Raw genomic sequence first — 24,071 nt, 5'->3', positions numbered from 1 at the left:
GGCCGTATTTGGGCCTAAGTGGGAGAGATCACACAGAACGACGCCGGCACCCAGGTGGGTGCCGGCGTCGTGATGGGGACTGCGGTCAGGCGGGAGTGCGGGTCATCTCCGCCTGGCGTTCTTCTACGAGCGTGGCCACGGCGTTGAACAGCGGGTGCTCCGGCTCCAGACCCGTAATTTTGGCCGTGGCGTCGGCGGGGCTGCTCGCCGCCAGGATGTCAGCCAGCTCGGTTGCCTCGGTGTCGGCGGGGTCGTTGAAGCGCAGGGCTGCCGCGATGGCGCCAAGCAGGGCCTCCGGAACCACCCCCCGTTCGGCGAGTTCGGCAGCCGGGCCGATGAAGCGCTCGTGCCGGCTCAGCTTCCGCAGTGGGGCGCGGCCCACCCGGTTGACCGTGTCCGGCAGGTACGGGTTGGAGAAGCGGACCAGGATCTTCTGGACGTAGGCTTCCTGTTCGTCGTTGCTGAAGCCGTGCTTGCTGACCAGGAGCTGCTTGGTTTCCTCCAGCACGGCCCGCACGTCCTCGGCAACGTCCTGGTCCGCCATGGCATCGGAAATCTTCTCCAGGCCCGCTTCGAACCCGAGGTAGGCGGCCGAAGCGTGGCCCGTGTTCACCGTAAACAGCTTCCGCTCGATGTACGGCGAGAGCTCGTCCACAAACGTGGCTCCCGGAATCACCGGCGCGGAACCACCGAAGGCAGTGCGGTCAATGACCCATTCATAGAAGGTTTCCACAGTGACGTCGAGGCCCTGGCCGGCTTCCTGGTTGGGCACGATCCGGTCCACCGCGGTGTTCGCGAACACTGCCTTGCCGTCCAGCGCCCCGGCGGCGGCCCCCGGCTGGGAGGCCACCTCCTTGGCCAGGATGTCCGTGGCGTTGATCGCGTTCTCGCAGGCCATGACCTGCAGCGGCGGCAGGCCTGGCTCCCTGGCCACGATGCCCCTGGCAATCACGGGAGCCACGAACTTGAGGATGTGCGGCCCCACCGCGGTGGTAACGATGTCCGCCGTCGCGATTTCCTCGACCAGCTCAGCTTCCTGGGTGGTGGAGTTCAACGCCCGGAAGTTGTCCACCGTCCGCACGGCCGGGTTTTCGCCCACCTCGTGCACGGCGTAGCTGTCCGCCACCGAGAGCTGGTTGATCAGCTCCTCGGCGACGTCGGCGAACACCACCTCATAGCCGGCGTCGTGCAGGAGCAGGCCTACGAAGCCACGCCCGATATTTCCTGCCCCGAAATGTACTGCCTTCACTATGCGTTGACCTTTCCGAAGAGTTCCAGGATCTCGTCCTCGGACGTTGCCGCCTCCAGCCGGGCCACCTGTTCCTTGTTGGTGAAGACCTTCGCGATGGAGGACAGGATGTGCAGGTGCTCGTTGTTGATGCCGGCAACGCCCACCACGAACTTGACCTGCTTGCCGTTCCAGTCAATGCCATCGGGGTAGCGGATCACGGACACCGCGGACTTTCGGATGTGGTCCTTTGCAGCGTTGGTTCCGTGCGGGATGGCCAGGAAGCTGCCCATGTAGGTGGACACGGACTGTTCGCGCTCGTGCATGGCCCGGACGTAGTCCTCATCCACGGCGCCGCGGGCCAGCAGGAGCCGGCCGGCTTCGTCAATGGCGGCGTCACGGGTGGTGGCTGAGCCGTTGAGCACCACGCTCTCCCGGGCCAGGATCTCGCCCGTGCCCGCCCCTGAGGCTTCGGTTTCGGAACCTCCGACGGCGGTGGTACCGGCCGCTGCTGCTCCGGCCGCAGGACCCCTTGCAGATTGTGAGGCTGACGCGCCGCCGGGGGTCCCCGCACCCGCATCCGGGCCCTCGGTTGCCGTGCTGCCCTCGGTGTTGCTTTCCCGGACCAGCTCCACGATTTCGTCGTACCGGGGGCTGTTCATGAAGTTGTCCACTGAATAGTGCACAGCACTGGACGTTGCCGGCTTTGCACGTTCGGTGAGGTCCTGGTGGGTGACCACAACGTCGTAGGTGTCGTTGAGGTTGGCGATGGAGGCATTGGTGACCTTGACGTCCGGGAACCCGGCAGCCTTGATCTTGTTCCGCAGCACGGAGGCGCCCATGGCACTGGAGCCCATACCGGCGTCGCACGCGAACACGATGTTGCGCACCGGGCCGGCGAGGACGCCCACTCCGCCTGCCCCGGCAGCTGCGCGGGCACCGGTGAGGGTGGAAGCCACAGAGCTCTTCTTGCCCTTCATCTGCTCCATGCGGGAGGTGGCGTCGTTGAGGTCCACCTCATCGCTGTGCTTGGTGGTCTTCAGGATGACCGAGGCCACCAGGAAGGAGACTGCCGTAGCCAGGAGTACCGCCAGGATCACCCCAAGGTAGCTGTCCCTGGATGTCTGGGCCAGCACCGCGAAGATGGAGCCGGGGGCGGATGGAGCCACCAGGCCGGAGTTGGTGATGGCGAGCGTGGCGATGCCCGTCATGCCGCCGGCGATTGTTGCCAGGATGAGCAGCGGGCGCATCAGGACATACGGGAAGTAGATCTCGTGGATGCCGCCCAGGAAGTGGATGATGGCTGCACCGGGAGCGGAGGCCTTGGCTGCCCCTTTTCCGAAGAACATGTACGCGAGCAGGAGTCCAAGTCCCGGGCCGGGGTTGGCTTCGAGCAGGAACAGGATGGATTTGCCCTGGTCGAGGGACTGCTGGATGCCCAGCGGGGTGAGCACGCCGTGGTTGATGGCGTTGTTCAGGAAAAGGACCTTGGCCGGCTCAATGAAGATGCTGGTGAGCGGCAGCAGGCCGTTGTTGACCAGGAACTGGACCACGTTGCCGGCGCCGGTGCTGAAGGCCGAAACCAGCGGGGCGATCCCGTAGAAGCCAAGCAGCGCCAATATGGCACCCCAGATGCCCGCCGAGAAGTTGTTGACCAGCATCTCGAAGCCGGGGCGGATCTTGCCGTCCCAGAGCGAATCGATCTTCTTCATGGTCCAGCCGCCCAGGGGGCCCATGATCATGGCGCCGATGAACATCGGAATGCCGGCGCCGATAATGACACCCATGGTGCCGATGGCACCAACCACGCCACCGCGTACGTCGTACACCATCCGGCCGCCGGTGTAGGCGATCAGGAGCGGCAGCAGATAGGTGATCATTGGCCCCACGAGGCCGGTGTTCGGCTTGCCCGCCGCGTTGGTGCCAAAGCCGCCCAGTTCGGGGACGGGGATCCAGCCCTTTTCAATGAAGAGGGCGGTGATCAGGCCCCAGGCAATAAAGGCGCCGATGTTGGGCATGATCATTCCGGACAGGAAGGTCCCGAACTTTTGGACGTGCACGCGCGCGCTGGTGCGGGGTTTTGCAACTGTCTCTGTTGCCATGTGATTTCCTAACCGTCATTCCTGCGGCTGCGCAGGATGGTCCGATATTTACGACGACGTACTGCTGGACGTTCTGGCGTTTTTCAGCCTGCCGGGCTTGTGGAGATGCGGTGAAGCCATTCGAGGAAGAGTTTGAGTTCCGAGCTGGAGAGCTGGTCTGAGTGCGAGGCCTGAAGTGCGGCGTTCAGGGCGATCGCGGCCACCACCACCGAGGACTTTCCGGTGTCCTCCGGCGCCGCCCCGCTGGCGGGCTCGGCTGACACCGCAAAAATCATGGCGTCCCGGGTCATGGTGGACAGTTCGAGGTTCCGTTCGGAGGCGGGCTCCGCAATCAGCATCAGCGTCACGCCCACATTGGCGGCCAGGATGGACCTGGCTGCCTCCCGGGGCTGGACGTTCAGCTGGCCCGCCGCCGCTGCCTTGTTCAGCATCTCCTCCATCAGAGCCTCGGCGTCTGCAACGATGGCCGGGCGGCTTTCCGGGCGGATATTGCCGAACATCACCAGGTACAGCTCCGGCTGGTTAAGCCCGAACTGCACGTGGTTGTCCCACATTCTCCGGATATCCTCGAGCGGCTGTCCGGAGGGGGCGAAATCCCTTTCACCCGCTACATACTCTTCAAACCCTGCGGCGACGACGGCGTCGAACAGACCTTCCTTGTCACCGAAGTGGTGGTAAAGCGTGGGAGCCGATACCCCCGCCAGCTGCGTAATCTGGCGGGTGGAAACGGGGGCTCCCGCGGATTTTGCCAACAACTCCGCCGCTGCACGAAGCAGTCGCATTTTGGGGGGAAGCTGGCCATCCAAACTCATAACCGCTACCCTAGCACCTATAGCAATGCTATATGAACTGAATCACATACAATTTTTTCAGGCACGTTTCCCGCCTGGCGGACGTAGCAGTCCGCCGGTGGACCGGCATGGCGCCGGACATATTGGCGGGCCTGGCAAACCGGCAGAGAATGAGGACCTTCAGTGCAGAACTTCCCAGGAGTAGGCGTCAGTCCAGGCCGCGTTATCGGCACCGTCCGGCAGATGCCCAAACCCATCAGTGAACCTCCGGCCGGCGAGCAGCTGGCACCGGACACCACCGCAGAGGAAGCCACCGCAGCCCTGAAGGCAGCCGCCCAGGCCGTGCATGACGAACTGAAGTCCCGCGCAGCCCATGCCACCGGTGACGGCAAGGCTGTCCTTGAAGCCACGGCACTGATGGCCAAGGACACCATGCTGATCAAGGGTGCTTCCAAGCTCATTGCCCGCGGCACCTCCGGCGAGCGCGCCATCTGGGAGTCCGGCTCCTCCGTCTCGGAAATGCTGCACAACCTGGGCGGCTACATGGCCGAACGCGCCACGGACGTCCTGGACGTGCGCGCCCGCATCGTCGCCGAGCTCCGGGGAGTTCCCGCGCCGGGCATCCCCGCCTCCGCCACCCCCTTCATCCTGGTGGCCGACGACCTTGCCCCTGCAGACACCGCCACCCTGGATCCCAACCAGGTCCTGGCTCTCGTCACGGCAGGCGGCGGCCCCCAGTCGCACACCGCCATCATCGCCCGCTCCCTGGGCCTGCCCGCTGTGGTTGCGGCGGTAGGGGTGGACGAGGTCCCGGACGGCACGGAAGTGTATGTGGACGGCGCCGCCGGAACCGTCATCGCCGAGCCTGACGAATCCTTGCGCGCGGCCGCGGAAGCGTGGGCGGCCACGGCGTCCCTACTGTCCGAGTTCACGGGGACAGGTACGACGGCGGACGGGCACCAGGTGCCGCTGCTCGCCAACGTGGGCGGCGGCAAGGATGCTGTGGCGGCAGCCAAGCTGGGCGCCCAGGGCGTGGGGTTGTTCCGCACCGAGTTCTGCTTCCTGGAACGTGATACCGAACCTTCTGTCGAGGAGCAGGCCGCGGCCTACAAGAGCGTTTTTGATGCCTTCCCGGGCAAGAAGGTTGTCCTGCGCACCCTGGACGCCGGGGCCGACAAGCCGCTGCCCTTCCTCACCGATTCCACCGAGCCCAACCCCGCCCTGGGCGTCCGCGGCTACCGCACCGACTTCACTACTCCCGGCGTGCTGGACCGGCAGCTCGAAGCCATCGCCCTCGCCGAGCAACAGTCTGAAGCGGATGTGTGGGTGATGGCCCCCATGATCTCCACGGCGGAAGAGGCTGCCCGCTTTGCCTCCATGTGCGCAGACGCCGGGATCAAAACGCCCGGCGTGATGGTGGAGGTTCCCTCCGCAGCACTGACGGCCGAAGCCATCCTGCGGGAAGTGGGCTTCGCAAGCCTTGGCACCAACGACCTCACACAGTACGCCATGGCCGCCGACCGGCAGCTGGGCCCGCTGGCCAACCTCAACACGCCCTGGCAGCCGGCAGTCCTGCGCCTGGTGGGGCTGACAGTTGAGGGCTCACGCGCGGAGGGCAACAACAAACCCGTTGGCGTCTGCGGTGAGGCGGCCGCCGATCCCGCCCTCGCCGTCGTACTGACCGGCCTGGGCGTGAGCACCCTGTCCATGACGGCACGTTCCCTGGCCGCCGTGGCTGCGGTGCTCAAAACGGTGACCCTGGAGGAGGCGCAGCAGCTGGCCAAGCTGGCGCTGTCAGCCCCGAGTGCCACCGAGGCGCGGGCGTGGGTCCGCGAAAAGCTGCCTGTGCTGGAGGAGCTGGGGCTCTAGCCCCGGCGGCAGCAAAAGCCTGGGAACGTCAGGCCGTAACGTCGAATCCGTTAAGGGCGCGCACCCAGCCGTTGATGGCCTGGGCGGCGAGAGCCGGGGCGGTGTGCTGGAAGACGTGGCCCTGCCCCCGAATCTCGCCCATGCTGCCCTGCGGGGCGGCACCGGAGAGCTTGACGCACCAGGGACGCCGCGCAATGGGGTCCCTGGTGCCGCGGAGCACCAGCACCGGCTGGCTGACGCCGGCCAGCCGCTCCTCCAGCGGGTACCTCATCATCACCGGCAATTCTGTGAGATACCAGCGCGGGCCTGCGCGGAAGTAGTCGCTGAACACAATCGCGTTGGAAGTCGGGGACTCGCTGAACATGGCGTCCCGGGTGAGCGCGAGGGCCTGTTGCGCCACCGATTTCCGGCCGGGTTCCACCACGGGACCCATCAGCACGGCTCCGGCCACCCGCCAAGGCTCACGCAGGGCAAGTTCCACCGCAAACTGGGTGCCCATGGAGTGGCCCACCGGCACGTAGCTGGCGACGCCGGCGTCGGTCAGCACAGCGCTGACAAACTCGGCAAAGTCTTCCACCTGCAGCTGCCGTCCGGGCCGTGACGACTTGCCAAAGCCGGGGAGGTCGAAGGAGTAGACGTCCGCTGCCTTGACCAGCTCCTGGTGCAGGCGCGCCAGGTATCGGTGGGAAACGCCAATGCCATGCAGCAGGACATAGGTGGGGCGCGCGCCGGTATCGGGGATTCCCTTTGTACCGTGCCTGCGCTGGACGGAGGAATACAGCATTCCCTGCAATCCGCCGGCTTCTACGGCCCTGCCACCATTCAATGCCATCAAGCGAGCATACCGCCGGAGCAATATAGGCGGTTCAAAGCCTGCCGCCCTGCAGGGTGCGGGCCGGCCCGCTAGGCTGTGGCCATGGCACTGATTGCTCCCAGGATGGCCGCCGCGCTCCCGCCCGAGGAGGCCCGGAAGCTGGAACGGGCCCTCGCCGGCAGCGATGACATTACTGTTTTTGTGGACGGCACCGTCCACCGCCTCCCGCCCTTGGCGAGGGACGCTGTCGTCGACCTCCTGCGGCGCTTCAGCCGCGGTGAGGCCGTGACGGTAAGCAGCGTGGAGGACATGCTGACCACCTCCAAAGCGGCGGAGCTGGCGGGCATCTCCCACACCTACCTGCGCAACATGACCGACCGCGGCGAGATCCCGGTCGAGTACCGCGGCAGCCACCGGCGCATTCCGCGCACGGCCATCATGGCGTGGCTCGAGGAGCAGAAAAAGGACCGGCACAAGGCTGCCGGAGAGCAAGGCTCAGAAGCCGACGGCGGAACCCAGCTTTAAATCCGGGGGCGCGCCGCCCAGCGGCGCATCTTCAGCGCAGCGTGGAGTTCCAGCCGGGGCATGCCCTTCAGCGGATCCACGCCCAGCAGTTGCCGGATCCGGCCCAGCCGGTTGTAGATGCTGCTCCGGTGCAGATGGAGTTTTGCGGCCACGTCCTGGACGGAACCGTCGTTGTCGTAGAGCAGTTCCAGGACGGGGATGAGTTCGCCGTTGCGGTCGTGGTCCTCCAGCGTCCGGAAGTAGACCGAGCCAGGATCCACCCAGGCGCCTGCCCCTCCCCCCGCCGAAGCCAGGAGCTGATAGACGCCGGTGGACCGGCAGTCCACGAGCTCCCCGAGTTGCGGATCCACTGCTGCGGCCTGGGCCGCCAGCTTGGATTGCCGGTAGGCCTCGGCCAGTTCCCGCGGCCTGGTAAATCCTTCGCTGATGCCCAGGATGATCCGCTGCACGGGGCGGCCGGAGCGCTTGGCCAGCTCGAGCTGATAGTGCACCAGGACCTGTGCATGGTTCGCCCTGCCCGACGACTCGCGGAACAGCACCACGGAGTGGGTTTTCGCTCCGGCACTGAAGAGTGCCGCGTCCACACCAACTGTCGCCTGCAGTGCGGCGGCGCGGTGGATCAGGGTGGCGGCAATGGGATCCGGTCCTTCGGCCCCGCCATCGGCGTCCAGCACCGTCACCATTTGCCAGGGCCCGCGGCCCTGGATTTCCTTCCAGCCTCCCACCGCCGCCACGGCGTTGGTTTCCCCTGCACAGGCGGCCAGGAATTCCCGTTCACGCCCGCGCCGGAATTCGGATTCAGCAGTGTTGGAATCCAGCAACAGCGCTGAGAGCATTTCGAGTTCGCTGGCGACGGAAGGCAACTGGGTGAGAATCGCCGTCGGATTTTCCTCCACCGAGTCCTGCTGCACCCACAGGTAACCCACCCTGAAGCCGCGGACCATCAGCGGGACGCAGACGCGGCCCAGCATGCCCAGGTGCGGGTTGGCAGGAACCGCCACCGGCCGGACGGCGGTGGCGATGCCGTGCGAAAGCTGCCAGGCGCTGACATCAGCCGGCACTTTCTTGCTGAGCAGGAAGTTCACCCGGACGCGGTCGGCATGGGACTGGTTGGAGCTGTAGGCGAGGAGCACACCGTCCAGATCCTCCAGGGAAAGGCCGCGGCCCAGCTTCTGTGCCACCAGCTCCACCAGTTGCTCCACACCCTGTTGCTGCATGGGGCAACACTACTGCTTGCAAGGCATCCGGCACGAACGGACATGAGGCGACACTTGACGCTCTGCAGCTGAACAAACGTCGAGGCTGCAGAGGCAAAATCCTTGTAATTCCGGTGTTTTTCCATGACCGCTTCCTCCACGTGATGTCGGCTGGCTCACAACCGGATTTATCGTGGAAACACGAAATCCTTCCCCACTTTTCCGGCTTACCAGCAGAGAACACGGAGCCAACGATGATCATCGGCGTCCCCAAAGAAATCAAGAACAACGAATTCCGGGTGGCCATCACCGCCGCCGGCGTCCACGAGTTCGGCACCCACGGCCACACCGTGCTGGTGGAACGCGGCGCAGGCCTGGGCTCAGGCATCACCGACGAGGAATACGCCATCGCCGGCGCCGAAATCGTTAACGAGGCGGACGACGTCTGGACCCGCGCGGACATGGTCATGAAGGTCAAGGAACCCATCAAGGCCGAGTACCACCGCTTCCGTAAGGGCCTGATCCTCTTCACCTACCTCCACCTCGCGGCCGAGCCCGAGCTCACCCGCGAACTTATCAACTCCGGCGTCACGGCCATCGCCTACGAAACCGTCCAGGAAGGCCGCACCCTGCCGCTGCTGGCCCCCATGTCCGAGGTGGCCGGCCGGCTCTCCGTCCAGGTAGGCGCTGCATCCCTGATGGCTCCCGCCGGCGGCAAGGGCGTCCTGCTCGGCGGCGTTCCCGGCGTCCGCCCGGCAAAGGTGGTTGTGCTGGGCGCAGGCGTGGCCGGCACCAATGCCGCAGCGATGGCACTGGGCCTCGGCGCCGACGTGACCATCCTGGACATCAACATCAACCGCCTGCGCGAACTTGACGCCCAGTACCAGGGCCGGCTCAAGACGGTGGCCTCGAACTCATACGAGATCGAAAAGTCCGTGGTGGACGCAGACCTGGTGATTGGTTCCGTCCTGATCCCCGGCGCCAAGGCCCCCAAACTGGTCACGAATGAACTCGTGGCACGGATGAAGCCCGGCTCAGTGCTGGTGGACATCGCCGTGGACCAGGGCGGCTGCTTTGAAGACACCCACCCCACCACGCACCAGGAACCGACCTACAAGGTCCACAACACCATCTTCTACTGCGTGGCCAACATGCCCGGCGCCGTCCCCAACACCTCCACCTACGCGCTGACCAACGTGACCCTGCGGTACGCCGTGTCTCTGGCCAACCTGGGCGTCAAGGCAGCCTTCGACCGCGACCCCGCCCTCGCCGCCGGCCTCAACATCGCCGCCGGCCACGTGGCGCACCACTCCGTTTCCGAGGCGCATAACCTGCCGCTCGTCTCCGACTGGCACCAGCTGGTTTCGGCCTAACCAATCGGTGGTTGAGCTTGTCGGACCTGGTTTCGACAAGCTCAACCACCGTTCTTCTTTTAAGCCACTTCGCGTGCTTGTTCTATGAGTTTGAGGGCCTCGACGGCGTCTTCCGGGTTTACCGGGAGGGGCAGGTCTGATTTTGCGCCGCCGTCGAGGATCTTCTCCGCCAGGATCCGATAGAACTCCGGGTAGGCACCGCGTTCGGTGGGCAGGGCGTCCAGGTGGCCGTCGCGGCCCAGCAGCCCTGCCCACTCGGGCGCCTCCTCGCCGTACTCCGCATCAAGGGGGCTGCCGCCGGCCACGATGTAGGGCTCCTGCGGATCAACGCCGTTCTTGGTGAAGGCCCCCACGGAACCCAGGACGCGGAAGCGGGCGCCCTGCTGGGCGCAGAGCATGTTCATGGTGAGGTGGCTGAGCACCCCGGACTCGTGGCGCAGAACCAGGAAAACGTCGTCGTCCGCCCGCTCGTCCGCCCGGCGGGCTTTCAGCTCGGCGTGGACCACAGTGGCGGGGCCAAACAGCAGGAGGGCCTGGTCGATCAGGTGGCTCCCGAGGTCGTACAAAGCACCGCCGCCGTCCGCCGCCGTGGCACGCGCCTTCCAGGCCTTGGCAATGGTGGGCGACCAACGCTCGAACCGCGATTCGAACCGTGCAACCTTTCCGACGGCTTCTGCCGCCACAAGCTTGCGAAGCGTCAGGAAATCGCCGTCCCAGCGCCGGTTCTGGAACACCGTCAGCACGCGGCCGAGCTCCCGGGCCAGCTCCACCAATTCCTGCCCTTCTTCGCTGGTCACTGCGAAGGGCTTGTCCACCACCACGTCCAGCCCGGCTTCCAGGGCCGCCTTGGCGAGCGGGTAATGGGTGGCGGGCGGGGTGCCCAGCACCACCAGGTCAAGGTCCGCGGCGTGCGCGAGGACGGCATCGCCGTCGTGCACTGTCCGCACGCCGGGGTAGCGGGCAGTGGCCGCCTTTTGCCGCTCTGCATTGGAAGTGGCGATGACGTCCAGCGAATAGCGCGCATCCGCCCCGATCAAAGGCGCATGGAAGACGCTGCCCGAAAGGCCATAGCCGACGACGGCGGTGCGGATGGTGCGTTCAGCAGTTCCGGTCATGGGACTACGCTACTCCCGCAGGCTCTCTCACTTAATGCCCCTTAACCGCCAACGCCCTCTCACTTCCCTAAAGAAAGTGAGAGGGCGTTGCGGGAAAACCCACATTAAGTGAGAGAGCGTCCCGGGGGCGGGGTTACTTCTTTTCCCAGCCGAGGGTGGTCCAGTCCGGAACCTGGGACAGGCTCTGGAACAGGGACGGTCCGTAGTTGGCCAGGCCGGTGCGGACGAAGGAGATCTGGGGCCCGTTCATGACCACGCCCATGGAGAAGTACTTCGCCATGTGTTCCTTCTCCACATCCATGGCTGCCTTGTTGCGCTCGGCGTTGTCCTCGATGGAGGTCAGTTCCGCGATCTTCTTGTCCAGTTCGGCGTCGCCGAGGCCGTTTTCGTTGGTCTTGGAGTCGTAGTACTGCTTGACGGCGGACGTGGCGTCGGCGCCAACGGTGTAGCCGGAGACGCTCATGTCGAAGTCGCGGCCGCCGATCACCTTGCCGAAGTCGGCGGAAGCACGCTGGTCGATGCCGACGTCCATACCACCGGCCTGCAGCTGCTTCTGCAGGGTCTGGGTGAAGGCCAGGGTAGTGGGATCATCACCGAAGTTGCTGATCTTGAAGGCGGCGGGCTTGCCGTCCTTTTCCATGATGCCGCTGGCGTTCGCGGTGTAGCCGGCGTCGGTGAGCACCTTCTTGGCGGCATCGGGGCCGGTTTCCTTGACGGGGTAGTTGTCCTGGTAGTACTCGGAGAACGGCAGGAGCATCATGGAACCGGAGCTGGGCTCCTCCCAGTTCAGCCCGTTGAAGCGGACCTTGCGGAGGGCTTCACGGTCAACTGCCGCGAAGATTGCCTTGCGGACTGCCACGTCGGTGATCTTCTGGGCATTGATGTTCATGCCGCCGGCGAAGAGCCGCTGGCCGCGGCGGACCTCGGAGTTTTTGGTGCCCTCGAGCTGCTTGTAGAGGGCGATGGTGTTGGCGGACATGGCGTCGATTTCGCCGTTCTTGAAGGCGGCGATCTGGGCGCTGGTTTCAAGCTGGCGGAACACCACGTTTTCCAGCACGGGCTTGTTGCCCCACCACTTCTCGTTCGGCACCAGGCTCACGGTTTTGCCGGCCGCGTCGTACTGGTCCACCTTGAACGGTCCTGCCATCCACTCCGGGTGCATTTCGCCAACGAACCCCTCGTTGAAGATTTCCGGGGTGTTCACGGCCGGGTGGATGAGGCCAAAGTAAAGGTCCTCAAGAGGGTAGGTGGGCTGGGACAGCGTGGTGATGATTTCTTTGTCGCTGCTGCCGGCCTCCACCGACTCGACGAAGGCGTAGGACCCGGAGGAGACGATGTCATAGCCGGCATCCGGGCTCTTCAGGATGTTCCAGGTGTTCTGGAAAGTCTTGATGTCAATGGGAGTGCCGTCGTTGAAGGCGGCTTTGTCGTTGACCTTGATGGTGACGACCTGTTTGCCGTCCTTCACCTCGCTCTCCACGGATTCGCAGAAATCCTTGTTGGGCGTGGCCTTGCCTTCGAAGTCCACCTTCCAGCAGCCGCCGATTCCGCCACCCGTGACCGCCACGGGGTTGATCGGGGCCATCAGCGCGGAGTTGTCCGAGCTGTTGCCGTTGTTGGAGAAGCCGTTGAAGTCCGGTCCGATGCTGCCCAGCGGAAGAGTGACTTTTCCGCCCTTTTCAAGATCGGCTGCCGGCTTCTCGTTGATGCTGATGAGCTTGGACAGGTCGCTTCCCGCTTCCTGGCCCTTGGCCGTTTCCGGCCCGGTGGCGCCGCCACCGCCGCAGGCAGTCAGGGTCAGAGCCGCAGCAATAGCTGCCGCTCCGCCGATCTTGGTCAGATTCCTCATGGTGTTCCCTTCGTTGTTGCCGGTGGTGATGCTGGTGACGCTGGTGCTGGATGGAACAAATCTACGGTGCATGGTGGTCCGCCGGGTCGTGGACTACCAGCATGTCCTCGTCCAGTTCCCCGTCCGGGAAGAAGCAGGCGAAGCGCTGGTCGAGGACGGGCAGCGGGTTGGCCGCCAGTGCCTGGGCGGCCGCGGATGGTGCCACTGCTTCCAGCGGGGGTTCGAGGGTAAGGCACTTTTCCTTCTTCGCAGCCGGCAGGGCGGCGAACACGGGGCAGCGGGTGGCGAAGTTGCAGCCCTTGGGCGCATCCAGCGGCGAGGGCAGGTCGCCCTGCAGGATGATCCGCTCCCTGGTCCGTTCCACCCTGGGATCCGGCACCGGAATGGCCGAGAGCAGGGCACGGGTGTAGGGGTGGCGCGGGTTGTCGAATACCCGGTCCACTTCACCGATCTCCACGATCTTGCCCAGGTACATCACGGCAACCCGGTTGGAAATGTGCCGGACCACGGACAGATCGTGTGCCACCAGCAGGTAGCTGAGGCCCAGCTCGGCGCGGAGCTTGTCCAGGAGGTTGATCACCCCGGCCTGGACCGAGACATCCAGGGCCGAGACGGGCTCGTCGAGGACCACCAGTTTCGGATTCACCGCAAGGGCCCGGGCAATGCCGATGCGCTGGCGCTGTCCACCGGAGAACTGGTTGGGGAAGCGGTTGACGTGGTCCGGCTGGAGACCCACCAGCTTCATCAGCTCCATGATGCGTTTCTTGATGGCCTGCCGGTCCATGCCGGCGTTCTGGAGCGGTTCGGCCAGGACTTCGTAGACGGTGAAGCGCGGATCCAGGGCGCCGGTGGGGTCCTGGAACACCATCTGGAGTTCCCGGCGCATGGCGCTCTTGGTCCGGGCGTCGGCAGCCTGTTTGTTGCTGAGGCCGCCGATCACCACTTCGCCGTCCTGGTCTTTGTGGAACTCCATGATCTCCAGGAGCGTGGTGGTCTTGCCTGAACCGGACTCACCCACGATAGAGAAGCATTCCCCCTCACGGATGTCGAAGCTGAGCCCGTCCACGGCTTTCACCGTGCCGATCCTCCGCTTGAGCAGGGCGCCCCTCGTCAGCGGGAAGTGTTTGCGCACGTCCTTCAGCTGCAGGACTGTGGTGCGCTCCCCGCGGGGGATGGAATCGAATTCGGACACCGGGACAGGCGGGGCCGAGAAGATGTCATGGACGTCAACCTCGCCGCCGAGTGAACCTGACTTGATGCAGGCGGCCCGGTGCAGGCTGCTTCCGGCCACCGGCGCGAGGGCCGGTTCACCGTCAAGGCAGGCCTCGGAAGCCAAGGGGCAGCGGGGCGCAAACGAGCAGCCGGTGGGTGTGTGGATCAGGTTGGGCGGAATGCCTTCGATGGGGACCAGCGAGGCCTTCTCCGCGACGTCCACCCGTGGTACGGCGCCGAGCAGACCCATGGTGTACGGCATCCGGGGGTTGTAGTAGATGTCCTCCACTGCTCCGGTTTCCACCGGCTTGCCGGCGTACATCACCATGATGTCGTCCGCCATGCCTGCCACCACGCCGAGATCGTGTGTGATCATCACGACGGCGGCGCCCGTCTCCTCCTGCGCGGTATGGAGTACCTCCAGCACCTGCGCCTGGATGGTGACGTCAAGGGCCGTCGTCGGCTCATCCGCGATCAATACACGAGGGTTGTTCGCGATGGCGATGGCGATCATCACCCGCTGGCGCATGCCGCCGGAGAACTCGTGGGGGAAGGCTTTCAGCCTGTCCTTGGGACTGGGAATACCCACCATGGCCAAAAGTTCGACGGCGCGGGCTTCTTTGGCCTGCTTGCTCATGCCGGGATGGTGGATAGTGAGCGCTTCGATGATCTGGGTGCCCACCGTGTAGACCGGCGTCAGGGAGGACAACGGGTCCTGGAACACCATGGAAAGTTCGTTGCCGCGGTAGGCACACATCGCCTTGTCGCTGAGGCCCAGCAGCTCCTTTCCGTGGAGGCGGACCGAGCCGGTGATTTCCGCCGTGGCGGGCAACAGGCCCATGATCGCCAACGAGGTCACGGATTTTCCGGAGCCGGATTCACCCACGATGCCCAGCGTCTTTCCGGGCAGGAGGTCAAAATCGACACCCCGGACGGCGTGCACCACGCCGTTTTCGGTGTTGAAGCTCACGTTGAGGTCACGGACGGACAGGACGGCGTCGGTGGGACCGTGCAGCCCCGCGACGTGCAGCCGTTCCACCGTTGACTGGGGTTGTTCAGCGGGCCCGGCGGTGATTTCGCTGCTCATGAGGCGTTCCTCTTCACACTGGTATTCCGGGCTTTGCGCTTCCGTGCGCTGCCGCTGGAGCTGGAGCTGGGATCAAAGGCATCGCGCAGTCCGTCATTCATCATGGCCAGCGAGCCGGTGAGGAGGAACATCACTGTGAGCGGGACCCAGAACATCCACGGGAAAGTCTGCACCTGTGAGGTGGCTCCGCCGATGAGGACACCCAGGCTGACGTCCGGGACCTTGATGCCGATGCCGATGAAGGAGAAAGCCACCTCGGCGAGAATGGCCCCGGTGACGCCGCGGGTGACATCCAGGACCAGCAGCGAGCCGATGTTGGGGACCAGGTGGCGCCAGACGATGCGCCGCGGCGGGACCCCCATGTATTGGGCGGCCTTGACGTAATCCCGCTGCATCAGCGACATCGACAGGGACCGGATCAGGCGGGCGGTGCCCATCCAGCTGAAAACCAGCAGCACGATGATCAGCAGCAGCCAGGAGGGCAGGTCCCGTTTCAGCCCTGCGCCTCCGCCGCTCGTGGCCACTGCGACCACCAGCAGGGCGGGCATCATGATGAGCGCCTCGAGGACGAAGAGCATCACCTTGTCCGCCTTGCCGCCAAAGTACGCCATGGTGCAGCCGTAGACGGCGGCGATCAGGACCGACACAAGCCCCACCACCAGGCCGATCAGGATGGAGATCCTGGTGCCTTCAACGGTCATGGCGTAGAGGTCGATGCCTGCCTGGGATGTACCGAGGTAGTGCTCGGCCGAGGGCGGCATACCGATGTTGAATGGATCGATCGTCTCTTTGTCCCACTGGGTGAGGTACCCGCCGACGAACGAAAAAACGGTCAGGGCGAGGAAGATGACCAGACCCGCCACAGCAGTCCTGTTGCGCAGGAAGCGGCGGAAGATAATGGTGTTTTTGCCGATAATGACGTCGGCGTTTTCCAGGTGCGCGTCCTGGGCGACAGCTGCCGGGTCGACGGCGTTGAGGTTGGTCATGGTTACTGCACCCGCACTCTCGGGTCAACAAGGGTAGTGGCGAAGTCCGCCAGGATGGCCCCGAGGGCGAAAATGACGGAGCCGTAGGCCAGCGTGGCGGTGGCGGCGTTGACGTCCTGCAGTGAGATGGCGTCGATGCTCCAGGAGCCCACGCCGGGCCAGGCGAAGATCTTCTCCGCGAAGAACCCGCCGGCGAAGATGGCCGGGATGGTGAAGGCGATGCTCTGGGCTACGGGGATGAACGAAACCCGCAGTGCATGCCGGGAGATGGCCTGGTTGCGGGTGAGCCCCTTCGCGCGGGCGGTCCGGACAAAGTCTGCGTTGACGTTGTCCAGGAGGTACTGCCGCTGGGCTATCTGGTAGGAGCCCCAGCCCACGAGGGTGATGGCGATGGTGGGGACGGCGTAGTGCGCCAGCATGTCCACGAACTGCGCCCACCCGGGCGCTGTTCCGGGGGTGGAGATGCCGGTGACGAAGAAGATCCGCTCCCCCACAGTTTCATTGATATTGATGGCACCCAGCTGCACCAGGAAGTAGGCGATGGGGGCAGGCACGATGTAGGCGAGGTAGCTGTAGGAGGTGATGACGCGGTCCTGGAACTTGTACTGCCGCGCCGCGGAATAGACCCCCAGCGCCACTCCTATGACGAGCGTCAGGATGATGGAGGCCAGGAAGAGCCTCGTGGAGATCCAGACGCGGTCGCCAAACTCGGCGTTGATGTAGGCTCCGTTGGGGCTGCGGCCCCAGTCCCAGCGGGTGACGATGGCCGTGAGCCATTCCACGTACCGCTCCCATGGGCTGAGGTCCGGGTCCAGGCCTTTGAGGCGCATGGAGTTCGCCACTTGTTCGGGAGTGGGGCGGGGAATGCGTTCCTGTTCCAGCAAGGCCGGCTTCAGGGAACTGACCGCCAGGAAGTATCCCGCCGAGGTGGTCAGGAAGATCATAAAAACGTACGTGATGCCGCGCTTTGCGAGGTACCTGAGCATGGGCCTAGTTCTGTTTCGCCGCCGCCAGCCGGACGTCGGGGCACCAGGGAGTTGGCAGGGTGGTCAGGGTATCGGGCAAATCAACAATCACGTGCTGGATCCTTCCGTTTTCCCGGCGGTAGCGGGGGTTGTACCGCCTCGCCGGGTCCTTTGCCAGCGGATAGCTGGCAACCCGCCGGCTGGTGGGCCAGTCCCATGGACTATGTTGCGGGTCACATTCGAAGAGGAAACTATCACAAGCGGCCCCGCAAAATACGGGCCCATGCGCGCAAACATAACTGCACGTATCAGATTGTTATGAATACGTTTGTGAAGTCGGTGTGACTGGACGAGGGCGCCTGAGAGGGCGTAATCTACGCGCCGCTGACAACCCTTATGACAAGATCCTGCCACGAAGCAGCCAGCCGCTCCGTACTCACGCCGTGCACTTTGAGGAGGTTGAGGAGGCGGTCCGGGGCGAGGGTAGCGGCCAGTGAGCGTGCCATCAGCCAAGGGTCCGCTTCGAGCCCCTCCTCACGCAGCAGCAGTTCGATGTGCCGGTGCCACAGGGCGGCGGCCGGAGGCTCGAACTCCGCGCGGGAAGTGTTTTGGGCTGCGAGCGCCAGCTCACCGAACTCCACGGTATAGGCGATGCGTTCCACGCCGAACGCGATGAGGCGCTGCAGGCCCGGCGCTCCAGGGCCAAGCGGCGGGGGCCCGAACATAAAGCGCTCCTGGAAAGCTGCCTCGGATTCGCTCAGCAGGGTCAGCATAAGCCCGGCGCGGCTGCCGAAACGGCGGAAGACGGTGCCCTTGCCTACCCCCGCCTGCTCGGCGAGCCGGTCCATCGTCAGCCCTGCCGCTCCGCATTCGCTGATCAGTTCCCGGGCTGCCGCAAGCAGCCGCTCCCGGTTCCGGGCAGCATCGCTGCGTTCCGCGGCACCCTTTGACGGAAGTTCGGGGCGCATTGAGATGGAGCTCACATCCCACATTCTAGACCCGGGGAATAAGAACCGGACCATAGTCCGTTTAGATGGATGAAGGCATCGAGCCTCTCTTGTTTACCCGGCCGGCGGTCCCCTCCCGCCGCCCCTACCCCAGGAGTCCATATGACCAAGAGCACCGTCCTTACCCTCGTCGGCAGCCTGCGCGCCGAGTCCACCAACCAGAAGCTGGCTGAAGCCATCCAGCTGAACGCACCGGAGCAGGTGGAGGTTGTCATCCACGAAAGCCTGGGCAACATCCCCTTCTACAACGAGGACATCGACGTCGAAGGCCAGGTTCCCGCCGCTGCTGCCGCGCTGCGTGCCGCGGCCAATGAGGCGGACACCGTCCTGCTGGTCACCCCCGAGCACAACGGCACCGTTCCTGCCGCGCTGAAGAACGCCATCGACTGGCTGTCCCGCCCCTTCGGTGCGGGCGCCCTTGCCGGCAAGCCCACCGCCGTCGTCGGCACCGCCTTCGGCCAGTACGGCGGAGTCTGGGCCCAGGACGAGGCCCGCAAGGCCGCAGGAATCGCCGGCGCCCAGGTCCTCGAGGACGTCAAGCTCGCCGTTCCGGGCTCCATGGTGCGCTTTGCTGAACTGCACCCGAAGGACGACGCAGAGGTTGTGGAGCAGATCAAGGGCGTCTTTGATGCCCTTGCAGCCGTCCAGCCTGCCGCCTAAGCAGCCTTCCCGGATGCCCGGCGCGATACTTCGCGCCGGGCATCTCGTGTTTAACCCGGCAGGCCCGCAACTCTGGCTGACGCGCCGGATCGTTGCTAGCGTGACGCCATGAACCCCTCGAAAGCCCCGGCCAGGATCCTTGACATTGCCGGCGCCGAGGTTCGCGTCTCAAGCCCCGACAAGGTGGTGTTCCCCGGGCCCGGGCTGACCAAGCTGGACCTGGTGAACTATTACCTGTCCGTGGCGGACGGAGCCCTGCGCGGCGCCGGCGGCCGGCCCATGGTGCTCAAGCGGTTCCCTAAGGGCATCGACGCCGAGCCGTTCTTCCAAAAGCGCGTACCCGAAAACCACCCGGAATTCATCGACACCGCAACGCTCCACTATGCGTCGGGAACGTCAGCCGAAGAAGCCGTGATCCGCGATGCCGCAGGCCTGGCCTGGGTGGTGAACCTTGGCTGCCTGGACCTCAACCCGCATCCCGTCCGCGCGGAGGACCTCGAGCACCCGGACGAGCTGCGGGTGGACCTGGATCCCATGCCGGGGGTGGACTGGTCGCAGATTGTAGACGTCGCCTACGTGGCGCAGGAAGTGCTCGACGACGTCGGGCTGGCCGGATGGCCGAAGACCAGTGGGTCCCGCGGGCTGCACATCCTGGTGCGCATTGCACCGCAGTGGTCCTACCGTGATGTGCGGCTTGCCGCTGAAACACTTGCCCGTGAAGTGGAGAACCGCGCCCCGGGCCTCGCAACGGCGCGGTGGTGGAAGGAGGAGCGCGGCGAGAGCGTCTTCGTCGACTTCAACCAGAACGCGAAGGACCGTACCGTGGCCTCGGCCTACTCGGTCCGGCCCCTGCCGGATGCCCGTGTTTCCACGCCGCTGGCCTGGGATGAAGTGCGCTCCGCGCGGCCCGAACAGTTCACGGTGCTCACCGTTCCCGAACGTTTCGAGGAGGTGGGCGACCCCCACGCCGGCATAGACAACGTGGCGGGTTCGCTTGAGGGGCTTCTTGCACTGGCGGCCGAACTGGGCCCGGCGGAGAAGGCGCCGCGCAGCGGGGACGGCTCTGGACGCCGGCAGTCGGTCATGCCGCTGATCGAGGTTGCGCGCACCAAAACCAAACCCGAGGCACTGGCGGCGCTTGAGGAGTGGAAGTCACGGCATGCCGGCCTCCTGCCTGCCCTGCATCCGGCGGATGTGCTGGTTGATGGAATGCGCGGTTCCAGCTCCCTCTGGTACCGCGTCCGCGTGAACCTGCAGCACATCCCCGAGGCGGAGCGGCCTAGGCAGGAGAAGCTCATCGCCGACTACGATCCGTGGGCCGGCAAGGTATGGCCGGGGCGACCGGATTCCTGATGGCGGGAACGGCACCGCCGTGACCAACTCTTGTCCCAACCGGTACCTCCCGGACATTCTTTGCCGGATGCGCCCGCCGTAACGTTAATCCACGGAAAGTACCGGGACGGGATTGCGGTGCGCGCATGGCAGGCAGGCGCAGTGATGGACAACGGGTGGCGGTGGTCCGTGCTGTGGTGGCGGCATCAGCCCTCGCCCTTCCGCTGTGGCTCAGCTCCTGCACCCCCGCTCCTCCCGCTCCTGCCCCGTCCTCCCCGGCCCCACTGGTAGACCCTGGTCCCGGCCCCGTGGGGGTCCCCGTGCCTGCTGACCCCGCTCCCCAGCCCCAGCCACAGGACCCCCCGCCGCCCCAAAGTGCGCCCACGCTCGAAGCGCTGGAAACCCAAGCCGCCCAGGCTCCTGCCGCCTCAACCGGGACCGGGCCCGGCGGCACCCCGGCGCCCGTCCCTGGCACACCGGAAGTACCGGCGTCGCAAAGTCCTGCGACATCCGCGCCGGCCCCCTCAGGCAGGGCAGCGGCGGTGCAGGCAGTGACGGCCTATTACGTGTTGCTGGACGACGGCGGAACCAACGGCGTGCGCTTCGGCTGCAATGACAGCCTGGTGGGGGTGGCCCGCACCAGTCCCGCCGCAGAGGAGCCTCTGCCTGCCGCAGTGGGGGCACTGCTCGAAGCACCAACCGAAGCAGTGCTGCCCAAGCCGGCACGCAAGACCTACAACGCCCTGACCAACTCCGACCTGAAGTTCCTGTCAGGCAGCTTCGATGGCACCACCGTCACGGTGTATTTGGCGGGAACACTCCGGCTGGGAGGGGTTTGCGACATCCCCCGGGTGGAAGCGCAACTGACCCAAACGGCGGTGGCAGCCGTGGGAGCTATCCGTGCCGAAATCTATGTCAACGGCAGCGGGCTTGCCGAAGCCTTGCGCCTGGACTGACCGGCCCACGTGCTCCTGTTCCTCCACGTTGTCCACCGATCGAGCTTCAAATAAACGGATGTTGCCTAGTCGGCAACTCCCGGCTGTATCCTGTGGATGTGACCCATGAGACACTGGACGCCGCAGCACGGACGCTGCCCGCAGAAGCCATTGATGCCATCGAGCGGGCGGCCACGTCCGCCCACCGCCATGAGGATTTGTTCTCAGAGCGCGCAGCCAACATACGCCAGTCCGCCGTCCGGGATGTCTTTGATATTTCCCTGCGCCCCGGACTTGTTTCGCTTGCCGGCGGAAGCCCCTACCTGCAGTCCCTGCCCCTCGACCGGCTGGCCGCCACCGCTGCCGCCATCATCGCCACGGACGGCCTGACCGCCCTCCAGTACGGCAGCGGGCAAGGCACCCAGGAACTCCGTGAGCAGATCTGCGACGTGATGGCGGCAGAAGGCATCCTGGACGCACGGCCCGAAAACGTGGTGATCACCGCAGGATCGCAGTCCGCGCAGGATGTGGCCACCAAAGTCTTCTGCAACCCCGGAGATGTGGTCCTGGTGGAAGACCCCACCTACGTGGGCGCCCTGAATACCTTCGAGGCGTACCAGGTCCAGGTGGAAACGGTGGAGATGGACCAGGACGGCCTGGTCCCGGACCTGCTGGAGGCCAGGATCGCGGCCCTGCAGCTGGCCGGGAAAAACATCAAGTTCCTGTACACGATCCCCAACTTCAACAACCCCTCCGGCATTACCCTCGCCCGGAGCCGGCGGCAACAAATCGTGGATATATGCAGCAGGGCGAATATTCTGGTCCTGGAAGACAACCCGTACGGGCTCCTGCGCTTCGAAGGCGAACTGCTTCCACCGCTCCGCGCGGAGAATCCAGGGGACGTTATCTACCTGGGGTCCTTCTCCAAGATCTTCGCCCCGGGCCTGCGCATTGGGTGGGCCCTGGTTCCGGAGCATCTCCAGCGCCGGTATTACCTTGCGGCAGAATCGGTCACGCTCTGCCCGCCCGCGCTGAACCAGATGATGGTTTCCGCGTACCTGCGGGAGTATGACTGGAAGGGCCAGGTGGAGACCTACCGCGGACTGTACGCCGAACGCTGCCGCGCCATGCTCGATGCCCTCGAGGAGCACATGCCCCCGGGGACCAGCTGGACCACTCCCGAAGGCGGCTTTTTCGTCTGGGTGACACTGCCCGAGGGCGTAGACACCTACCCGCTGCTGCACAAGGCGATCGACGCCGGAGTGGTGTTCATCCCCGGCGCCGCCTTCACGCCGTCGGACGAGCCGTCCAATAAACTGCGCCTCGCCTACAGCGCCGTGCCTCCGGAGGCGATCACCGAGGGTGTGCGCCGGCTGGCGCCGGTACTGCGGGAAGCCATCGCCGGGCTGTAGCGTAGGGCTCACCGGACTTAAGCCCGCATACCAAGCAAAGGAGCAATACATGAGCGGAATCATCGTTGTAGGGGTGGACGGCAGCGGTACGGCAAAGAAGGCTGCAGAGTCGGCCCGGGACCTGGCTGCCGCGCTGGGCGCGTCACTTCACGTGGTCTCGGCCTTTGACAGCGACCGCACCGAAGTCTTCGGCAGCGGCAGCGACCAGTGGATCGTTTCCGACGCCGACGCCGCTGAGCATGTGGCCCGCACCGTTGCCGAATCCCTGGGCCGGGACATCAAGGTGACCTACTCCGCAGCCCGTGGGCGCCCGGCGGACGCCCTCATCAAGGAGGCCCTGCGGATGGAAGCGCGGATCATCGTGGTTGGCAACCGGCGGATGCAGGGTATTGGCCGGGTGCTGGGCAGCGTTGCCAACAGCGTGGCCCACAACGCTCCCTGCGACGTCTACATCGCCAACACCTACGACGCCGACTGACAGTTACCGCGGACACGCCCCGGGGTGGCGGAAGTCGCCCCGGTGGGTGTCCGTTCTCACGCCCTTTTACGCCCTTTATGCTGTGGGCGCAACGATAAAATTGGATAAGCCCCCAACGGCGCGGACACCCACCTTCCTCCATTATCAAGGGGCCCCATTGCTCACTCTCCAGCGCCGCCAGCTCGTAGGCCACGACATCCTCCTGGCCCGGCACGGTAACCACATCTGCTCTATGCGGGTTGACCGCGGCAACGGCACCGTGGTTGCACTCCTGGATGACGGAAGCGTGGACAGCGCGCCCAACCTGATTGTTCCCGGCCTGGACATGCCGGCCACTGTGGCCAGCGTTCTGCGGGAAGACTGGAAGCTCCTGACCGCCCTGGGCAGCGCGGGAGCCGTACTAGGCGGGCTGATGATCGCTGCAGCCGTTTCCCTTGGAACCATGGCCGATCCCACCACTATCGAAATGCTTACCGCTTACTCGACTTTCTGAGGCTCCCGGGTTCGTTCCCCGGGCTAAGGCACCATCCAACCTTGCAGCAGCCACCAGATACCGGCCATCACCACGCCGCCGAACAGTGACCCTGCAACCACCTGGGCCACCGTGTGGGCCCGCAGCACCACGCGGGACCAGGCCACGGCGGGGATAAGCAGGAGCAACGGAAGCCAGGCCGGGCCGAGCATCATGACGGCAATCACGGCGGACGAGGATATCGCGGCCGCATGCCCGCTGATCTTCCAGAACGGGCTGACGCCGGCCAACACCACCACCCCGCCCACCACGGCAAGAACCATGGCAACGACGCTCTCCGGCGCCCCTGCAGCCGCCAGCACCAGCAGTCCTGCCACGATCGATCCCAGCGCCATCAGCAGCACGGGCGCGCGCTGCTTCCGGTCGCTGACGTGATGATCGGCAACTTTTCCCAGCCGCACCAGGACCAGGAGCAGGAGCAGCGGGATGACGCAGACGAACAATGCTGCCAGCGCTCCGTAAGCCATGGTGCCGGGAAACCCCGGCTGGGTGAGGGGGCTGACCAGAAGCTGCACACTCACCACCACCGGCGGCTGGAACACCTCGGTGATCCAGCCGGCAATCCGGTTTTTGGCACGGATGGCGGCGGCGTTGATGACAATG

21 protein-coding genes are annotated in these 24,071 nt (G+C 65.3%); 9 read left to right on the top strand and 12 right to left on the bottom strand.

The features are described from left to right. Positions 1–85: 85 nt before the first annotated feature. The 3 genes from BMX78_RS11780 to BMX78_RS11770 all read right to left on the bottom strand — a co-directional run bounded on the left by BMX78_RS11780 (position 86) and on the right by BMX78_RS11770 (position 4,142). On the bottom strand, positions 86–1,249 hold the full coding sequence (locus BMX78_RS11780; protein WP_091419571.1) for a mannitol-1-phosphate 5-dehydrogenase: 1,164 nt from the start codon (positions 1,247–1,249) through the stop codon (positions 86–88). After that, positions 1,249–3,330 (bottom strand): PTS mannitol transporter subunit IICBA, encoded by a 2,082-nt coding sequence (locus tag BMX78_RS11775; protein WP_091419569.1) that lies wholly within the window; start codon positions 3,328–3,330, stop codon positions 1,249–1,251. The genes BMX78_RS11780 and BMX78_RS11775 overlap by 1 nt, the downstream gene beginning before the upstream one ends. A gap of 83 nt (positions 3,331–3,413) precedes the next feature. After that, the gene (locus BMX78_RS11770) at positions 3,414–4,142 is read right to left on the bottom strand and encodes a TetR/AcrR family transcriptional regulator (protein ID WP_091419568.1); all 729 of its coding nucleotides are present in this window, start codon (positions 4,140–4,142) and stop codon (positions 3,414–3,416) included. Positions 4,143–4,304: 162 nt separating this feature from the next. On the opposite strand from BMX78_RS11770, the gene ptsP reads away from it, so the two are divergent. Next, positions 4,305–5,990 (top strand): phosphoenolpyruvate--protein phosphotransferase, encoded by a 1,686-nt coding sequence (ptsP, locus tag BMX78_RS11765; RefSeq protein WP_091419566.1) that lies wholly within the window; start codon positions 4,305–4,307, stop codon positions 5,988–5,990. A gap of 28 nt (positions 5,991–6,018) precedes the next feature. Here ptsP and BMX78_RS11760 read toward each other — a convergent pair whose 3' ends face one another. Further along, positions 6,019–6,822: an alpha/beta fold hydrolase gene (locus BMX78_RS11760; protein WP_091419564.1), complete on the bottom strand. Its 804-nt coding sequence runs from the start codon at positions 6,820–6,822 to the stop codon at positions 6,019–6,021. Between the two features lie 84 nt (positions 6,823–6,906). On the opposite strand from BMX78_RS11760, the gene BMX78_RS11755 reads away from it, so the two are divergent. Beyond that, positions 6,907–7,329, top strand: coding sequence for a helix-turn-helix domain-containing protein (locus BMX78_RS11755; RefSeq protein WP_091419563.1), 423 nt, complete (start codon positions 6,907–6,909; stop codon positions 7,327–7,329). On the opposite strand, the gene BMX78_RS11750 is transcribed toward BMX78_RS11755, so the two are convergent. Then, positions 7,326–8,546 (bottom strand): PucR family transcriptional regulator, encoded by a 1,221-nt coding sequence (locus tag BMX78_RS11750; protein WP_091419561.1) that lies wholly within the window; start codon positions 8,544–8,546, stop codon positions 7,326–7,328. The two genes, BMX78_RS11755 and BMX78_RS11750, sit on opposite strands and share 4 nt — an antisense overlap. A 233-nt stretch (positions 8,547–8,779) precedes the next feature. On the opposite strand from BMX78_RS11750, the gene ald reads away from it, so the two are divergent. After that, complete coding sequence (gene ald, locus BMX78_RS11745) at positions 8,780–9,898, top strand: alanine dehydrogenase (RefSeq protein ID WP_091419560.1); 1,119 nt, start codon at positions 8,780–8,782, stop codon at positions 9,896–9,898. A 59-nt stretch (positions 9,899–9,957) separates the two neighbouring features. Here ald and BMX78_RS11740 read toward each other — a convergent pair whose 3' ends face one another. The 6 genes from BMX78_RS11740 to BMX78_RS11715 all read right to left on the bottom strand — a co-directional run bounded on the left by BMX78_RS11740 (position 9,958) and on the right by BMX78_RS11715 (position 18,095). Then, on the bottom strand, positions 9,958–11,013 hold the full coding sequence (locus BMX78_RS11740; protein WP_091419558.1) for a Gfo/Idh/MocA family protein: 1,056 nt from the start codon (positions 11,011–11,013) through the stop codon (positions 9,958–9,960). Between the two features lie 133 nt (positions 11,014–11,146). Further along, entirely contained in the window at positions 11,147–12,862 is a 1,716-nt protein-coding gene (locus BMX78_RS11735) for an ABC transporter family substrate-binding protein (RefSeq protein ID WP_091419659.1), read from the bottom strand. Positions 12,863–12,923: 61 nt separating this feature from the next. Then, positions 12,924–15,161, bottom strand: coding sequence for an ABC transporter ATP-binding protein (locus BMX78_RS11730; protein WP_091419557.1), 2,238 nt, complete (start codon positions 15,159–15,161; stop codon positions 12,924–12,926). Next, positions 15,158–16,147, bottom strand: coding sequence for an ABC transporter permease (locus BMX78_RS11725; RefSeq protein WP_091419555.1), 990 nt, complete (start codon positions 16,145–16,147; stop codon positions 15,158–15,160). Before BMX78_RS11725 ends, BMX78_RS11730 begins: the two co-directional genes overlap by 4 nt. A 2-nt stretch (positions 16,148–16,149) precedes the next feature. After that, positions 16,150–17,133 (bottom strand): ABC transporter permease, encoded by a 984-nt coding sequence (locus BMX78_RS11720; protein ID WP_091419553.1) that lies wholly within the window; start codon positions 17,131–17,133, stop codon positions 16,150–16,152. A gap of 353 nt (positions 17,134–17,486) precedes the next feature. Then, positions 17,487–18,095, bottom strand: coding sequence for a TetR/AcrR family transcriptional regulator (locus BMX78_RS11715; protein WP_502686289.1), 609 nt, complete (start codon positions 18,093–18,095; stop codon positions 17,487–17,489). Positions 18,096–18,221: 126 nt separating this feature from the next. Between BMX78_RS11715 and BMX78_RS11710 the strand changes: the two genes are divergently transcribed. The 6 genes from BMX78_RS11710 to BMX78_RS11685 all read left to right on the top strand — a co-directional run bounded on the left by BMX78_RS11710 (position 18,222) and on the right by BMX78_RS11685 (position 23,429). Further along, positions 18,222–18,779: an NAD(P)H-dependent oxidoreductase gene (locus BMX78_RS11710; protein WP_091419551.1), complete on the top strand. Its 558-nt coding sequence runs from the start codon at positions 18,222–18,224 to the stop codon at positions 18,777–18,779. A 108-nt stretch (positions 18,780–18,887) separates the two neighbouring features. After that, entirely contained in the window at positions 18,888–20,132 is a 1,245-nt protein-coding gene (gene ligD, locus BMX78_RS11705; RefSeq protein ID WP_091419550.1) for a non-homologous end-joining DNA ligase, read from the top strand. 125 nt (positions 20,133–20,257) lie between these two features. Then, positions 20,258–21,067, top strand: a complete 810-nt coding sequence (locus tag BMX78_RS23430) for a hypothetical protein (protein ID WP_286138919.1) — start codon at positions 20,258–20,260, stop codon at positions 21,065–21,067. A gap of 98 nt (positions 21,068–21,165) precedes the next feature. Next, positions 21,166–22,458, top strand: coding sequence for an aminotransferase-like domain-containing protein (locus BMX78_RS11695; RefSeq protein ID WP_091419655.1), 1,293 nt, complete (start codon positions 21,166–21,168; stop codon positions 22,456–22,458). 49 nt (positions 22,459–22,507) lie between these two features. Then, the gene (locus BMX78_RS11690) at positions 22,508–22,936 is read left to right on the top strand and encodes a universal stress protein (RefSeq protein WP_091419548.1); all 429 of its coding nucleotides are present in this window, start codon (positions 22,508–22,510) and stop codon (positions 22,934–22,936) included. A gap of 157 nt (positions 22,937–23,093) precedes the next feature. After that, positions 23,094–23,429, top strand: coding sequence for a hypothetical protein (locus tag BMX78_RS11685; protein ID WP_091419547.1), 336 nt, complete (start codon positions 23,094–23,096; stop codon positions 23,427–23,429). Positions 23,430–23,452: 23 nt separating this feature from the next. Here the strand turns inward: BMX78_RS11685 and BMX78_RS11680 are convergent, their stop codons facing one another. Beyond that, positions 23,453–24,070 carry a phosphatase PAP2 family protein gene (locus BMX78_RS11680; RefSeq protein ID WP_091419545.1) on the bottom strand — a complete coding sequence of 206 codons (618 nt, stop codon included), beginning with the start codon at positions 24,068–24,070 and terminating at the stop codon, positions 23,453–23,455. Between the last annotated feature and the right edge of the window lies 1 nt (position 24,071).

It is taken from the genome of Arthrobacter sp. OV608 (assembly GCA_900110595.1).
In the GTDB taxonomy this organism is placed as follows: Bacteria; Actinomycetota; Actinomycetes; order Actinomycetales; family Micrococcaceae; genus Arthrobacter.
The sequence above is the reverse complement of the archived record's forward strand: the minus strand, read 5'-3'. Positions and strand labels throughout refer to the sequence as shown.